The organism is Bradyrhizobium iriomotense (assembly GCF_018129405.1).
Taxonomy (GTDB): domain Bacteria; phylum Pseudomonadota; class Alphaproteobacteria; order Rhizobiales; family Xanthobacteraceae; genus Bradyrhizobium; species Bradyrhizobium iriomotense_B.
In genome coordinates, this window is record NZ_JAFCLP010000013.1 from 203586 (window position 1) to 219053 (window position 15468).

Consider the following 15468-nt stretch of genomic DNA (forward strand, 5'->3'; position numbering starts at 1 on the left):
TGTGGAATATTCTGGCGCGCGAGATGGGATGCGCCATCAATCAGCTACGCAGAAGTTGTTCTGTGAAATGGGAGCTATTCTTAATTGTGAACTTGCAGGCTCAGTGGTTCATCTCGCTCGAGATGATGTCGCCGAACAGCTCCCATTTCTTGCCCTTGAAGCGCATCATCTGGAGCTGCTCGATCGGGGCGAAATTGTCAGGTGCGGTGTTGATCTTGATTCCGGGCAGCAGCGTGTCGGGCTCGAAATCCCTGATGCTGGCGGCCTGCCTCATGACGTTCTCGCGGGTGAGATCGTCGCCGCACATCTGCAGCACCTTGACCATGGTCTGGGCTGCGGCATAGCCGAATACCACGCCGGCATCGAGCTTGTTGGCCTTGGGCTCGTACTGCGCGAGGAAATTGTAGAACTTCTTCATGCCGTCATCGGCGTTCCATTGCGGGTCGGAGCCGTCCTTGGTGTAGGTGGCCGACAGGACGCCTTGCGAGATCTCGAGGCCCGCGGGCTCCAGCACGCCGCCGACCGAGGTTGAGACGTTGGAGATGATGTGGAGCGGGTGCCAGTTGATCTCCGCCGCCTTCTTGATCGCCTGCGCCGCAAATTTCGGGGTGGTGATGCTGATGAAGACGTCGGCGCCCGAGGCCTTCAGTTTCACGACGTGCTCGTCGATCGCGGGCTCCGAGGTGTCGTAGCCGTCTTCCAGCACGATCATCGAGGCCTTGGGCCCGAGGCCCTCCTTCAGTCCTTTCAGATAGTCCTTGCCGAAATCGTCGTTCTGGTAGAGCACGCCGATCTTGGCGTCCGGCTTCTCCTTCATGACGTACTTGGCGTAGATGCGCGCCTCGCTCGCGTAGCTCGGCTGCCAGCCCATGGTCCAGGGATATTGCCTGGGGTCGTTCCACTTCGAGGCGCCGCTCGCCACGAACAACTGCGGCACCTTCTTCTCATTCATGTATTTGCGGATCGCGCCATTGGTGGAGGTGCCGAGCGAGCCGAAGATCAAGAGCACCCCGTCGCTCTCGACCAGCTTGCGCGCCTGCTCCACCGTCTTCGGCGGCGAATAGCCGTCGTCGTAGGAGATGAACTTGATCTTGCGGCCGTTGATGCCGCCCTCGGCATTGATCTTGTTGAAATAGGCTTCCTCGGTCCTGCCGATCGCGGCATAGGCGGAGGCCGGCCCGCTATAGGGCATGATGTTGCCTATTCTGATCTCGGTATCGGAAGCGCCGCTGTCGTATTTCTTTTGTGCCTGTGCCGGGCTGCTCATCGCAGTGCACAATGCGAGTGCGGCCAGGAGGGCCGCAACCTGAAATCGAACGGCAGTCATCTTTCTCCTACCCCGGCTGGATCGGCGCCGCATTGAACAAGATTGACGGGCAACGTCAACAAAAAGCCCCCGCGATCGCTCGCGGGGGCCTATCGATGCCAGGACTATGACGTCAGCGTGTCACTCGGAGGCGACGTCGCCGCTGATGATCTCGCCGAACAGTTCCCACTTCTCGCCCTTGAAGCGCTGCATCTGCAACTGCGCGATCGGGGCGAAGTCGGTGGCGCTGGTGTTGATCTTGACGCCGGGCAGCAGGGTGTCCGGGGCAAAATCCTTCAGGCTCGCCGCCTGCTTCATCAGGTTGGCGCGGGTGAGGTCGTCACCGCACATCTCCAGCACCTTGGCCAGCGTCGAGGCCGCACCATAGCCGTAGACCATGGCGGTGTCGGACTTGTCCGCGCCCGGCATGTACTTGTCGACGAACTCGTTCCACTTCTTCATGCCGGGGTCGTTGTTCCACTGCGGATCCGTGGAGTCCTTGGCATAGGCCGCCGACAGCACGTCCTGCGAGGCCTCGAAGCCGGCCGGCTTCATCACGCTGCCGACCGAGATCGAGACGTTGGTCAGGATCTGCAGCGGCTTCCAGGTGAGCTCGGCGGTCTTCTTGATGGTCTGCGCCGCGAATTTCGGCGTCGCGTAGATCAGCAGCACGTCGGGGTTGGCGGCCTTGATCTTGACGATGTGGCCGTCGACCGACGGCTCCGAGACCTCATAGCTCTCTTCCATGATGATCATGGACGAGGCCTTGGCGCCGAGGCCGTCCTTGGTGCCCTTGAGGTAGTCTTTGCCGAAATCGTCGTTCTGGTAGAGGATCGCGATCTTGGCGTTCGGCTTCTCCTTCATCAGCCATTTCGCGTAGATCTGCGCTTCGCTCTGGTAGGAGGGCTGCCAGCCCATGGTCCAGGGGAAGTTCTTCGGGTCGTTCCACTTGGTGGCGCCGGTGGCGACGAACAGCTGCGGGATCTTCTTGGCGTTCAGGTATTTCTGGATCGCCGTGTTCGAGGGCGTGCCGAGCGGGTTGAACACGGCCAGCACTTCGTCGCTCTCGACCAGCTTGCGGACCTGCTCGACCGCCTTCGGCGGCGAATAGGCGTCGTCATAGGTGACGAAGTTGATCTTGCGGCCGTTGATGCCGCCCTTGTCGTTGATCATCTTGAAATAGGCTTCTTCGGTCTTGCCGATGATGCCATAGGCCGACGCCGGACCGCTGTACGGCATGATGTTGCCGATCTTGATCTCGGTATCGGAAGCGCCGGTATCATATTTCTTTTGGGCAAATGCCGCGCCGGAGTTGAAAGTGAAGGCTGCCGTTGCCGTGACCAGCGCGGCGGCTCGCAGTGTTCTTCCAAAAGACAATTCGGGTCTCCTTTGTACGATTAGCGGGTTCAATTCTTTCTGAGCTTTCCAGCGAGTTGCTGGCCCAGGATTGCGATCTGCCTTGCGCCATGCGGCACGAGGTAGATGACGAGGAACAACAGCACGCCGAACACGGCGCCGGAGAGGCCCTTCGAGATGCTCTCCGCCATGTTCGGCACGAAGATGATGAAGGCTGCACCGACGAACGAGCCGGGCAGCCAGCCGACGCCGCCGACCACCATGCCGAGGAACAGCGAGATCGCGAGCGTGATGGTGTAGCTGTCGGGGGCCACGAACTGCACCGCGATGGCGCCGAGCGAGCCGGCGATACCGGTGATCGCGGCGGACACGCCGAAGGCCAGCGTCTTGTAGAGCGCGACGTTGACACCCATCGAGGAGGCCGCGATCTCGTTGTCGCGGATCGCCATGAAGGCGCGGCCGGAGCGGGAGCGCAGCAGGTTCACCGAGAAGATGTAGATCGCGATCGTCACGACGAGCGTGAAGTAGTACAGCCACATGTCCTGCGACATCGGCAGGCCGAACGGCGCGTCGGGCTTGGTGACGACAAGGCCCTGCACGCCGCCGGTCCAGTGCTCGAGGAAGTTCAGCTTCAGGAGCTGCGGCATCGCGGTGGCGAGCGCGAAGGTCGCGAGCGCGAGATAGACGCCCGACAGCCGCAGGGCCGGTTTGCCGAACAGGTAACCGAATCCGAAGCAGACCACGGCGGAAATCGGAATGGTAAGTGCGTAGTTGATGTTGGCGTGCTCCATCAGCACTGCCGAAGTATAGGCGCCGACCGCGTAGAACGCGCTCTGGCCGAGCGAGAACTGGCCCGAGCCGCCGGTCAGGATGTTCAGCGCCAGCACGGCGAGCCCGTAGATCAGGAGCATCGTCATCTGGAAGATGACGAAGTTCTTGACGAAGACGGGCACGATCACGAGCGCGGCGAGCACCACCAGCGAGGTGCCGGTGCCCAGCGTCATGGCCCGCTTCGGAACGGCCTCGACCGCCTGGTGGCCTTCTGCAACGACTTCTTCTGCAGCGCTCATGATCAAACTCGCTTGACGATGTGCCGGCCGAACAGGCCAGCGGGTTTGACGACCAGGACGGAGATGATCAGCGCAAGCGCGATCGGAAGTTTCAGCTCGTTGCCGACGCCGGGGATGTAGGTGCCGGCGAGGTTCTCGAAGATGCCGACCAGGAAGCCGCCGACCACCGCGCCGAACGGGCTGGTGAGGCCGCCGAGCACGGCGGCGGCGAAGCCGTAGATCAGGACGCCGCCCATCATGTTGGGCTCCAGGAACACCACGGGGGCGATCAGCATGCCGGCAATCGAGCCGATCGCCGAGGCCATGCCCCAGCCCAGCGCGATCATCCAGCTCGTGTTGATGCCGACGAGGCGCGCCGATTCAGGCACCGAGGCGGCCGCGCGCATCGCAAGGCCGATGCGGGTGTACTGGAAGAAGAAGTAGAGGCCGAGCAGCAGCAGCACGGTGACGCCGATCATGCCGGCCTGGTGGGTCGAGATCAGCTGGCTGCCCAGGAACGGCGCGGAGCCGAACGGGGTCGGGTACTGCTTGATGGTGAAGTCCCAGATCAGGCCGGCCGAGGAGTTGATGATCGCGAACAGCGCAATGAAACCGGCGACGTTGGTCAGGATCGGCGCCTTGGCGAGCGGCTTGAACAAAATGCGCTCGATCGCGATGCCGCCGATGAAGGAGAACGCCAGCGTGATGACGAAGGCGGCCCAGTAGGAGATGCCCCACTGCATCAGCTGCCAGGAGATGAAGGTCGAGAACATCGCCATCTCGCCCTGCGCGAAGTTGAGATGGTCGATCGCCTGGTAGATCATGACCACGGCGAGCGCCATGCAGGCGTAGATCGCGCCCGTGGCGATGCCGGCCAGGACCTGGTTGGTAAACAGCTCCATTGTCCCGGCTCCCTCAGTAACCCAGATAGGATTTGCGGATTTCTTCGTTGTTCGCGATGTCCTTGGCATTGCCCGACATCACGATGCGGCCGGTCTCGATCACGTACGCCTGGTCGGCGAGCTCGAGCGCGAGCTGGGCGTTCTGCTCGACCACCAGGATCGACACCTTGTCCTCGCGGTTGATCTTGCCGAGGATGCCGAACAGGTCGCGCACCACCAGCGGCGCGAGGCCGAAGGAGGGCTCGTCCAGCAGCATCAGCCGCGGTCGCAGCATCAGGGCACGGGCGACCGCGAGCATCTGCTGCTCGCCGCCGGAGAGCGTGCCGGCCTGCTGGGTGTGGCGCTGCTTCAGCACCGGGAAATGCGCATACATGCGCTCGATGTCGGAGACGATGCCGGCGCTGTCCTTGCGGGTGATGGCCCCGAGCTGGAGGTTCTCCTCCACCGTCATGGTGGTGAAGGTGCCGCGGCCCTGCGGCACATGGGCGATGCCGAACCGCACGATGCTCTCGGTGGAGCGGTTGTTGAGCGGCTTGCCGTCGAACTCGATGCCGCCGGTGGAGCGCACCATGTTGCAGATCGCGCGCAGCGTCGTGGTCTTGCCGGCGCCGTTCGCACCGAGCAGCGTCGTCAGCGAGCCCTCGTTGAGCGAGAAGGACAGGCCATGGAGCGCCTGGACCTGGCCGTAATAGGCGCGCAGGTCCTTGACGTTGAGCAGCGTCGTCATTGGTCCTTGCTCCCGAGATAGGCCTTGATGACGTCGGGGTCCGCCTGCACCTGGCTAGGCGTGCCTTCCGCGAGCTTCTTGCCGAAATTCAGCGCGACGACGTGGTCGGCGATCGACATCACGAGGCCCATGTGATGCTCGACCAGCAGCACCGTCATGTGGCGCTCGTCACGGATTTTGCGGATGAGGTCGCCGAGCACGTAGACTTCCTCATGGTTGAGGCCGCCGGCGGGCTCGTCGAGCAGCAGGATCTTCGGGTCCGCCGCCAGCGCACGCGCCAGCTCGACGCGCTTCTGCGTGCCGAAGGGCAGGCCGGACACGGTGGTATGCGCGACGTCCTCGAGGTCGAGATAGGCGAGAATCTCGTGCACCTTCTTGTTGACGCTGGCCTCGCTGCGCCGCACCCACGCCAGTTTCAGGGAGTCGCTGACGATGTCGCTGGAGGTCTTCGAATGGGCGCCGACGCGGACGTTGTCCATCACCGAGAGGTTCGGAAACAGTGCCACGTTCTGGAAGGTGCGGCCGATGCCGATCTCGGCGATCCGGTGCGGCGGGCGCGACAGGATGCTGACGCCCTCCATCAGGATATCGCCGGATGACGGCTGGTAGAGTCGCGAGAGGCAGTTGAAGAGCGTGGTCTTGCCGGCGCCGTTGGGGCCGATCAATCCGAGGATCTGGCCCTTGTGCATGTCGAAGGACACGCCGTTGAGCGCGATGATGCCGCCGAACACGACGCTGACGTCGCGAACCGCGAGCAGGGGCGATGTACCCTGTGCGAGCTGTGCCTGCGTCATCTCGTCTCGCCCACACTGATCAGTGGGCGAAGGGGCGATGCGAACCGCTCCCTGTGATGACAAAGGCTATCTGAATCCCTCGGCCACACGCGCAACTTTTCCTCCTGATTTCAGCTTTTTGCTGACTTCTTTTTTGGAATGCGGCATCAGACCACCGAGTGCCGCTTCGATGTTCCTTACCATCGCAAGCAGACGCGGTCCAATGTCGTTGATCAAACGCTCTTCCGTGAAACGGAATGCGGGCGCGCCGCAATTGAATGCGTAAGGTCCGGTTCCGTCGTTGAGCTTGAGCGCGACGCCGGCGGCGCCGATGTCGTCGTGCCAATCGCCGACGGAAATCGCAAAGCCGTATTTCGCGACGGTCTCGCCGGAACGTTCGAGGCCGTCGCGCATCTTGGGCCAGCGGCTGCCGTAATGTTCGCGCAGGATGCGGGACACCTCGGTGCGATTGTCTTCGTCGAGCGCCCAGAAATAGGCCCGGCCCATCGCGCTGGTTGCAATCGGCACGCGCGAGCCGACGTCAAGTTGAACGCCGACCGTCTCGCTGCCGCGGCTCTGTCCGAAATAGATCATGCTGTGACGGTCGCGGCCGCCAACAGCGACGGCGCCGCCGGTGGCGCGCATCACTTCCTCGCGAAACGGCTCGGACAAATGCCGAACGCCGAGATTGGCGAGCGCGGCGTAGCCGAGCGACATCGCGGCGGGCGCGAGCTGGTACTTTTCGAAGCGGGGAACCGGCGTCAGGTAGCCGAGCTTGGTCAGCGTATAAGTCAGCCGCGATACGGTCGGCTTGGGCAGATTGGTCCGCGCCGCGATCTCCTGATTGCCGAGCAGGCCGTCATTGGGTTGGAATGCGCGCAATACGTCCAGTCCGCGGGAAAGCGCGACGACGAAATTCCGATCGGTCGCAGTCTTCTTTCCTGTACGCTTCATCCCTGATCTGCTTCTTGCGCGGAGTCGTTGACAACGTCCGTGCTTCAAAATAACCCTGCCGTCAAGATGCGGAATTAAATTCCGCACCGCGAAATCGAACAAAAGTAAATCCCCACCAAGGAGGGACACCGTGAGCGAAGTGGTCAAGCTTGAGCGTCATGACGAAATCGGGATCGTCACGGTCAATAGCCCTCCGGTCAATGCGCTGAGTGCCGCGGTTCGCGGCGGCATCCTGGAATGCATCAAGGCTGCGGTCGCCGATCCCGCCATCAAGGGCATCGTGCTGACATGCGCCGGCCGCACCTTCATCGCCGGCGCCGACATCACCGAATTCGGCAAGCCGCCGAAGCCGCCCGCCCTCAACGACGTCCTTGCCGAGATCGAGAATTCGCCCAAGCCGGTCGTCGCCGCGATCCACGGCACCGCGCTCGGCGGCGGCCTCGAGGTCGCGCTGGCCTGTCATTTCCGCGTTGCGGTGAAGGAAGCCAAGCTCGGCCTGCCCGAGGTGAAGCTGGGCCTGTTGCCGGGCGCCGGCGGAACCCAGCGCCTGCCGCGCGCGGTCGGGCCCGAGCTCGCGGTCAAGATGATCGTCGGTGGTGACCCGATCGGGGCTGCGGAAGCGCTCAAGAACGGCCTGATCGAGGAGATCATCGAGGGCCCGGCCTCCGGCGGCGAGGCTTTCGTCCGCAAGCTGCTGGCCGAAAAGCGTCCGCTGCGCCGCCTGCGCGACGACGATTCCAAGATCGCGGTCGCCAAGGCCGACCGCTCGATCTTCACCAATGCGGTCGCCGCCATGACCAAGAAGTCGCGCGGTCTGGAAGCCCCGTTCGCGGCGGCCGACGCCGTCGGCTACGCCATCGACCTGCCGTTCGACGAAGGGCTGAAGAAGGAGCGCGAAGGCTTCCTCAAGCTCGTCGCCAGCGACCAGTCCAAGGCGCAGCGCTATGCCTTCTTCGCCGAGCGCGAGGCCGCCAAGATCGCGGGCGTCCCCGAAGGCACCAAGTCACGTCCCGTGAACCGTGTTGCCATTCTCGGTGCCGGCACCATGGGCGGCGGCATCGCGATGTCCTTTGCCAATGCCGGCGTTCCCGTCACCCTGATCGAGACCGGCGAGGAGCAGCTCAAGCGCGGCATGGGCATCATGCAGAAGAACTGGGAAGCGACCGCCGCGCGCGGCGGCATCCCGGCCGATGCGCCTGCCAAGCGCATGGCGCTGATCAACGGTGTGGTCGGCATCGAGAATGTCGGCGATGCCGACCTCGTCATCGAAGCCGTGTTCGAGACCATGGCTGTGAAGAAGGAGGTGTTCGGCAAGCTCGACCAGTTCGCCAAGCCCGGCGCCGTGCTCGCCTCCAACACCTCCTATCTCAACATCGACGAGATCGCGAAGTCGACCAAGCGTCCGCAGGACGTTTTGGGCATGCACTTCTTCTCGCCGGCCAACGTCATGAAGCTGTGCGAGATCGTGCGCGCCGACAAGACCGCACCGGATGCGCTGGTGACCGCCGTCACCATCGCGCGCAAGATTGCAAAGGTGCCGGCCGTGGTCGGCGTCTGCGACGGCTTTGTCGGCAACCGCATGCTGGCCCAGCGCGGCAAGCAGTCGGAGAAGCTCTTGTTCGAGGGCGCACTGCCGCAGCAGGTCGACGCCGTCGTGACGAAGTTCGGCATGCCGATGGGGCCGTTCGCGATGGGCGATCTCGCCGGCCTCGACATCGGCTGGCGCTCGCGGAAAGATCGCGGCATCAAGTCGGAGATCGCGGACGCGCTGTGCGAAGCCGGCCGCTTCGGTCAGAAGACCGGCAAGGGCTATTACAAGTACGAAGCCGGCTCTCGTGCGCCGCTGCCCGATCCTGATGTCGAGAAGCTGATCGACGAGACCTTGCTGCGTCTCGGCCGCAAGAAGCGCGCCGTCAGCGAAGAGGAGATTTTGGAGCGCATGATGTACCCGATGATCAACGAGGGCGCAAAGATCCTCGAAGAGGGCATCGCGGCGCGTCCCTCCGACATCGACGTGGTCTGGCTCTACGGCTATGGCTGGCCGATCTACCGCGGCGGCCCGATGTTCTGGGCCGACAGCGTCGGCCTCAAGCACATCGCCGATCGCCTGTCGTTCTACGCCAAGGAGACCAACGACCCGAGCCTCGAGCCGGCGCCGCTGCTGAAGAAGCTTGCGGCGGAAGGCAAGACCTTCGCCTCGCTCGCGGCCGCGTCGAAGGCGGCGTGATGGTTGGCGTCGTTCCTGGGCGATGCGCAGCATCGCACCCGGAATCTCGAGATTCCGGGTTCGATGCTTCGCATCGCCCCGGAATGACTGAGAGTGCGGTTTAAGGAATCCATGACCCATCCCGGCGAACAGTTTTACCCCGAGGGCGTGCGGTGGGACGACACCATCGTCCAGGGCTCGCTGCCTGACCTCTTGTCGAAAGCCGCCGCCGAATACGGCCCGCGCACCGCGCTGGAATTCCGGGAACGTCCGATCACCTACACCGAGCTCGCCGCGATGGCCGAGCGCGCCGCGGCGGCGTTTCTGCGCGAAGGCATCGGCAAGAACAGCTCCGTCGCGCTGTTCCTCGGCAACACGCCGGACCATCCCGTCAATTTCTTCGGCGCGCTGAAGGCGGGCGCCCGTGTTGCACATCTGTCGCCGCTCGACGGCGAGATCGCGCTGACCCACAAGGTCTCCGATTCCGGCTCGCGCCTGCTCGTCACCTCCAACCTCCAGGCCTTGCTGCCGACCGCGCTGAAATTTTTGGAGAAGGGCCTGATCGACAAGCTCGTCGTCTGCGAGGACGATAATTGGGGCAAGGTCGGCACGCCGCAGGCGGCGATTCCTGATGATCCCCGCATCGTCACCTTCAAGACCTTTGTCGAAGGCGCCACAACCCCCGCGCAATGGCCGCAAGTCACGGCCGACGACGTCGCGCTGCTGCAATATACCGGCGGCACCACCGGCCTGCCCAAGGGCGCGATGCTCACCCACGGCAATCTCACCTCGGCGGTGTCGATCTACGACGTCTGGGGCAAGCCGGCGCGCGCCGCGCGCGGCGATGTCATCGAGCGCGTGATCTGCGTGCTGCCGCTGTTCCACATCTACGCGCTCACCGTCGTGCTCTTGTCCTCGCTCAGCCGCGGCAATCTGATCTCGCTGCACCAGCGCTTCGACGTCGAAGCCGTGATGCGCGACATCGAAATCAAGCGCGCGACCTACTTCCCGGGGGTGCCGACGATGTGGATCGCCATCGCCGCGCTCCCCGATCTCGACAAGCGCGACTTCTCCTCGCTGGCGACGATCGGCTCCGGCGGCGCGCCGCTGCCGGTGGAGATCGCGAACTTCTTCGAGCGCAAGGTCGGCAAGAAGCTGCGCAGCGGCTGGGGCATGACCGAGACCTGCTCGCCCGGCACCGGCCATCCGCCCACGGGGCCCGACAAGCCCGGCTCGATCGGCCTGATGCTGCCCGGCATCGAGCTCGACGTCGTTGCGCTCGACGATCCCAAACGCGTGCTGCCGCCGGGCGAAGTCGGCGAGATCCGCATCAAGGGCCCCAACGTCACCAGGGGCTACTGGAACAAGCCGGAGGGATCCGCGGACGCCTTCGTCGACGGCCGCTTCCTCACCGGCGACATCGGCTATGTCGACACCGACGGCTATTTCTTCCTGGTCGATCGCAAGAAGGACATGATCATCTCCGGCGGCTTCAACGTCTATCCGCAGATGATCGAGCAGGCGATCTACACCATTCCCGGCGTGCACGAGGTGATCGTGCTCGGCATCCCCGACCAGTATCGGGGCGAAGCCGCAAAAGCCTTCATCAAGCTCAAGCCCGACGCCAAGCCGTTCACGCTCGACGAGCTGCGCACCCAGCTTGGCGGCAAGCTCGGCAAGCACGAGCTGCCGGCCGAGGTCGAGTTCGTCGCCGATCTGCCGCGCACGCCGGTCGGAAAATTGTCGCGCCACGAATTGCGCCAGCAGCAGAAACCGTCACAATCCACCAAAACCGCATCAGGAGGTCGCTCTTGACCGACGCCGTCATCGTTTCCACCGCCCGCACCCCGATCGGCAAGGCCTATCGCGGCATGCTCAACGCCACCGAGGGCGCAACCCTGCTCGGCCACGCCATCGGCGAAGCCGTTGCCCGCGCCAAGGTCGATCCGAAGGAGGTCGAGGACGTCGTGATGGGCGCGGCCCTCCAGCAGGGCGCGACCGGCGGCAACATCGCGCGCAAGGCGCTGCTCCGCGCCGGCCTTCCCGTCACCGTCGCCGGCACCACGATCGACCGCCAATGCGCCTCGGGCCTGCAGGCGATCGCGCTCGCCGCGCGCTCGGTGATCTTCGACGGCGTCGAGATCGCGGTCGGCGGCGGCGGCGAGTCGATCTCGCTCGTGCAGAACGACAAGATGAACGGCTTCCACGCCCAGGACCCGGCGCTGCTCAAGATCAAGGGCGAGGTCTACATGCCCATGATCGACACGGCGGAGATCGTCGCCAAGCGCTACGGCATCTCGCGCGAGAAGCAGGACGAATATTCGCTGGAGAGCCAGCGCCGCACCGCCGCCGCCCAGCAGGGCGGCAAGTTCAAGGACGAGATCGCGCCGATCACGACGCAGATGGCGGTCACCGACAAGGCGACCGGCGCCGTGTCGATGAAGGAGGTCACGCTGTCGCAGGACGAGGGACCGCGCCCCGAGACCACGATCGAAGGCCTCGCCGGCCTCAAGCCCGTGCGCGGCGAAGGCTTTTCCATCACCGCCGGCAATGCCAGCCAGCTCTCCGACGGCGCCAGCGCCTCCGTGATCATGAGCGACAAGGAAGCCTCAAAGCGCGGCCTCAAGCCGCTTGGCATCTTCCGCGGCTTCGTCTCGGCCGGCTGCGAGCCGGACGAGATGGGCATCGGCCCGGTGTTCGCCGTGCCGCGCCTGCTCAAGCGCCACGGTCTCACCGTCGACGACATCGGCCTCTGGGAGCTCAACGAAGCCTTCGCGGTGCAGGTGCTCTATTGCCGCGACAAGCTCGGCATCGACCCCGAGAAGATCAACGTCGACGGCGGCGCGATCGCGGTCGGCCATCCCTACGGCATGTCCGGCGCGCGCCTCACCGGCCACGCCCTGATCGAGGGCCGCCGCCGCAAGGCGAAGTACGCGGTCGTCACCATGTGCGTCGGCGGCGGCATGGGCGCTGCGGGGTTGTTCGAGGTGTTGCAGTAACCGCTGTCGTCCTGGCGAAAGCCAGGACCCATACTCCGCGGCCGGGGTAAGGGGCACAGACGGCAATTGCCTTCGCAAAACGAAGGCCGGTGGTAATGGGTCCTGGCTTTCGCCAGGACGACGAGGAAACAGGAGGATCCGATGGATCTCGCATTCACGAAAGAAGAGCAGGCGTTTCGCGAGGAAGTGCGGTCGTTCTTCCGCGATAACGTGCCGCCGGATACGCGGCGCAAGCTGGTCGAGGGCCGCCACCTCACCAAGGACGAGATGGTGACGTGGTGGCGCATCCTCAACAAGAAGGGCTGGGGCGTCAGCCACTGGCCGACGCAATATGGCGGCACCGGCTGGACCTCCGTGCAGCACTACATCTTCAACGAGGAGCTGCAGTCCTATCCGGCGCCGCAGCCGCTCGCTTTCGGCGTCAGCATGGTCGGCCCTGTCATCTACACCTTCGGCAACGAGGAGCAGAAGAAGAAGTACCTGCCGCGCATCGCCAATGTCGACGACTGGTGGTGCCAGGGGTTTTCGGAGCCCGGCTCGGGATCTGACCTTGCCTCGCTGAAGACGAAAGCCGAGCGCCGTGGCGACAAGTGGGTCATCAACGGCCAGAAGACCTGGACCACGCTCGCCCAGCACGCCGACATGATCTTCTGCCTCTGTCGCACCGACAACAATGCCAAGAAGCAGATGGGCATTTCCTTCATCGTGTTCTCGATGAAGTCGAAGGGCGTCACCGTGCGCCCGATCCAGACCATCGACGGCGGCCACGAGGTCAACGAAGTCTTCTTCGACGACGTGGAAGTCCCGATCGAGAATCTCATCGGCGAAGAGAACAAGGGTTGGGACTACGCAAAGTTCCTGCTCGGCAACGAGCGCACCGGCATCGCCCGCGTCGGCGTTTCCAAGGAGCGGCTGCGCCGCATCAGGGATCTCGCCGGCAAGGTCGAATCCGCCGGCAAGCCGATCATCCAGGATGCCGCCTTCCGCGAGAAGCTGGCCGCGTGCGAGATCGAGCTGAAGGCGCTCGAACTGACGCAGCTCCGCGTCGTCGCGGACGAAGGCAAGCACGGCAAGGGCAAGCCCAATCCGGCGTCCTCGGTGCTGAAGATCAAGGGCTCCGAGATCCAGCAGACCACCACCGAGCTCTTGATGGAAGTGATCGGCCCGTTCGCTGCTCCTTTCGACGTGCACGGCGACGACGGCTCCAACGAAGCCATGGACTGGACCGCCCAGATCGCGCCGAGCTACTTCAACAACCGCAAGGTCTCGATCTACGGCGGCTCCAACGAGATCCAGCGCAACATCATCGCCAAGGCGGTGCTGGGGCTCTAAACGTCATTCCGGGGCGCGCGCCAGCGCGAACCCGGAATCTCGCGCCACAACCTCTGGATTCCGGGTCCCCGCGCTATCGCGCGTGTCCCGGAATGACGAAGCAAAAATTCCGGGTACGAGGAACCAAAAAACATGGATTTTGATCTGTCCGAGGAGCAGCGGCTTCTCAAGGAAAGCATCGACGGGCTGCTGACCGATTCCTACGATTTCGAGCAGCGCAAGAAGTACATGGCGGAGAAAGGCGGCTGGAGCAAAGCCGTCTGGCTCAAGCTCGCCGAGCAGGGCCTGCTCGGCCTGCCCTTCAGCGAGGCCGATGGCGGCTTCGGCGGCGGCGGTGTCGAGACCATGATCGTGATGGAAGCACTCGGCAAGGCGCTGGTGCTGGAGCCGTATCTCGCCACGGTCGTGATCGGCGGCGGCTTCCTGCGCCATGCCGGCACCGATGCGCAGAAGGCTGCGCACGTGCCCGGAATCATCGACGGCAGCAAGACGCTCGCCTTCGCCCAGCTCGAGAAGAACTCGCGCTACGACCTTTTCGACGTCTCGACGACCGCGAAGAAGAAGGGCGACGGCTGGATCATCGACGGCGAGAAGTTCGTCGTGCTCAACGGCGAGAACGCCGACACGCTTGTTGTCACCGCCCGCACCAAGGGCGACCGCCGCGACAAGACCGGCATCGGCGTCTTCCTGGTGCCGGCGAACGCCAAGGGCGTCGCGAAGAAGTCTTACCCGACCCAGGACGGCCTGCACGCCGCCGACATCACCCTCACCGGCGTCGAGGTCGGCCCGGATGCCGTGATCGGCAACCCCGAGGATTCGCTCGCGCTGATCGAGCGCGTGGTCGATGAGGCCCGCGTCGCGCTCTGTGCCGAAGCGGTCGGCCTGATGGACGAGTCGCTGAAGACGACCGTCGAGTACATCAAGACCCGAAAGCAGTTCGGCGTCGCGATCGGCTCGTTCCAGTCGCTCCAGCACCGCGCCTCCGACATGTTCGTCGCGGCCGAGCAGGCGCGCTCGATGTCGATGTTCGCGACCATGGCGAACGATTTCGAGAACGCCAGGGAGCGCACCAACGCGATCGCCGCGGCCAAGGTGCAGATCGGCAAGTCGCTGAAATTCGTCGGCCAGCAATCGATCCAGCTTCATGGCGGCATCGGCATGACCATGGAGGCGAAGATCGGCCACTACTTCAAGCGCCTCACCATGATCGAAAACACCTTTGGCGACACCGACTATCACCAGCGCCGCGTCGCCGACGCCGGCGGGTTGATCTAGCCGCACGACGGCTGTCATCCCCCGCGAAAATGGGAATGACCCAAAAGCGAAAGCCCCGGAGACATCTCCGGGGCTTTTCTCATTGATCTTACTCGTTCCACCACAGTCACCGCTGTCATGCCCGCGCAGGCGGGCATCCAGTACGCCGCGGCGGATGTGATGAGAGCGAGCTCTCCAACATTGGCCTCTGGGATACTGGATCGCCCGGCCACTTCAGTGTGGTTCTATCTATCGGCTCACTGCGTCGCCCTTCAGGGCTCTTTGTGGATCCCGCGCATCGCGGTTCCGGCATCAGGATGACCGTCCGCCTTGCGATAATCAAGCGCCGTCGGCCGCTCGCAGTTGCAAAGGCGCGGCGCGCTGCTGTCGCTTTCTTCCCCTCTCCCCTTGCGGGAGAGGGTGGCTCGCCGCTTAAGCGGCGAGACGGGTGAGGGGTTCTATCCGTGAACTCAAATGAGTGTTGAACTCGCGGAGAGATACCCCTCATCCGGCGCTTCGCGCCACCTTCTCCCGCAAGGGCAGGGCTGTCCGGGGAATGATTCACTGTGTCGCAGCGCATGCCCGGCTATTCCAGCAGGAAGCAGGTACT

The 15468-nt window shown here is 64.0% G+C and carries 12 protein-coding genes; 5 read left to right on the forward strand and 7 right to left on the reverse strand.

Translation table 11 applies throughout. The features are described from left to right. Positions 1–100: 100 nt before the first annotated feature. The 7 genes from JQ592_RS25100 to JQ592_RS25130 all read right to left on the reverse strand — a co-directional run bounded on the left by JQ592_RS25100 (position 101) and on the right by JQ592_RS25130 (position 7067). Positions 101–1327 carry an ABC transporter substrate-binding protein gene (locus JQ592_RS25100; protein WP_211405445.1) on the reverse strand — a complete coding sequence of 409 codons (1227 nt, stop codon included), beginning with the start codon at positions 1325–1327 and terminating at the stop codon, positions 101–103. A gap of 120 nt (positions 1328–1447) precedes the next feature. After that, positions 1448–2683, reverse strand: coding sequence for an ABC transporter substrate-binding protein (locus JQ592_RS25105; protein ID WP_211405446.1), 1236 nt, complete (start codon positions 2681–2683; stop codon positions 1448–1450). A gap of 29 nt (positions 2684–2712) precedes the next feature. Further along, positions 2713–3732: a branched-chain amino acid ABC transporter permease gene (locus JQ592_RS25110; protein WP_211405447.1), complete on the reverse strand. Its 1020-nt coding sequence runs from the start codon at positions 3730–3732 to the stop codon at positions 2713–2715. 2 nt (positions 3733–3734) lie between these two features. Next, positions 3735–4613 (reverse strand): branched-chain amino acid ABC transporter permease, encoded by an 879-nt coding sequence (locus JQ592_RS25115; protein ID WP_211405448.1) that lies wholly within the window; start codon positions 4611–4613, stop codon positions 3735–3737. Between the two features lie 13 nt (positions 4614–4626). Then, positions 4627–5340 (reverse strand): ABC transporter ATP-binding protein, encoded by a 714-nt coding sequence (locus JQ592_RS25120; protein WP_008135694.1) that lies wholly within the window; start codon positions 5338–5340, stop codon positions 4627–4629. Beyond that, positions 5337–6134, reverse strand: a complete 798-nt coding sequence (locus JQ592_RS25125) for an ABC transporter ATP-binding protein (protein ID WP_211405449.1) — start codon at positions 6132–6134, stop codon at positions 5337–5339. The genes JQ592_RS25120 and JQ592_RS25125 overlap by 4 nt, the downstream gene beginning before the upstream one ends. Positions 6135–6200: 66 nt before the next feature. After that, positions 6201–7067, reverse strand: a complete 867-nt coding sequence (locus JQ592_RS25130; protein WP_211405466.1) for an IclR family transcriptional regulator — start codon at positions 7065–7067, stop codon at positions 6201–6203. A gap of 130 nt (positions 7068–7197) precedes the next feature. On the opposite strand from JQ592_RS25130, the gene JQ592_RS25135 reads away from it, so the two are divergent. The 5 genes from JQ592_RS25135 (at position 7198) to pimD (ending at position 14879) form a co-directional block, all read left to right on the forward strand. Next, positions 7198–9294 carry a 3-hydroxyacyl-CoA dehydrogenase NAD-binding domain-containing protein gene (locus JQ592_RS25135; protein ID WP_211405450.1) on the forward strand — a complete coding sequence of 699 codons (2097 nt, stop codon included), beginning with the start codon at positions 7198–7200 and terminating at the stop codon, positions 9292–9294. Positions 9295–9405: 111 nt separating this feature from the next. After that, a complete protein-coding gene (pimA, locus tag JQ592_RS25140; protein ID WP_211405451.1) occupies positions 9406–11088 on the forward strand; it encodes a dicarboxylate--CoA ligase PimA in 1683 nt (560 codons plus the stop codon). Further along, a complete protein-coding gene (locus JQ592_RS25145) occupies positions 11085–12272 on the forward strand; it encodes an acetyl-CoA C-acyltransferase (protein WP_211405452.1) in 1188 nt (395 codons plus the stop codon). The genes pimA and JQ592_RS25145 overlap by 4 nt, the downstream gene beginning before the upstream one ends. A 141-nt stretch (positions 12273–12413) precedes the next feature. Then, positions 12414–13604, forward strand: coding sequence for a pimeloyl-CoA dehydrogenase large subunit (pimC, locus tag JQ592_RS25150; protein WP_211405453.1), 1191 nt, complete (start codon positions 12414–12416; stop codon positions 13602–13604). A gap of 132 nt (positions 13605–13736) precedes the next feature. After that, entirely contained in the window at positions 13737–14879 is a 1143-nt protein-coding gene (pimD, locus tag JQ592_RS25155; protein ID WP_211405454.1) for a pimeloyl-CoA dehydrogenase small subunit, read from the forward strand. Positions 14880–15468 lie beyond the last annotated feature (589 nt).

Coding starts and splice junctions, on each gene's coding strand:
- JQ592_RS25100 (WP_211405445.1), bottom strand. CDS start 1,327: ATGACTGCCGTTCGATTTCAGGTTGCGGCCCTCCTGGCCGCACTCGCA.
- JQ592_RS25110 (WP_211405447.1), bottom strand. CDS start 3,732: ATGAGCGCTGCAGAAGAAGTCGTTGCAGAAGGCCACCAGGCGGTCGAG.
- JQ592_RS25115 (WP_211405448.1), bottom strand. CDS start 4,613: ATGGAGCTGTTTACCAACCAGGTCCTGGCCGGCATCGCCACGGGCGCG.
- JQ592_RS25120 (WP_008135694.1), bottom strand. CDS start 5,340: ATGACGACGCTGCTCAACGTCAAGGACCTGCGCGCCTATTACGGCCAG.
- JQ592_RS25125 (WP_211405449.1), bottom strand. CDS start 6,134: ATGACGCAGGCACAGCTCGCACAGGGTACATCGCCCCTGCTCGCGGTT.
- JQ592_RS25130 (WP_211405466.1), bottom strand. CDS start 7,067: ATGAAGCGTACAGGAAAGAAGACTGCGACCGATCGGAATTTCGTCGTC.
- pimA (WP_211405451.1), top strand. CDS start 9,406: ATGACCCATCCCGGCGAACAGTTTTACCCCGAGGGCGTGCGGTGGGAC.
- pimC (WP_211405453.1), top strand. CDS start 12,414: ATGGATCTCGCATTCACGAAAGAAGAGCAGGCGTTTCGCGAGGAAGTG.
- pimD (WP_211405454.1), top strand. CDS start 13,737: ATGGATTTTGATCTGTCCGAGGAGCAGCGGCTTCTCAAGGAAAGCATC.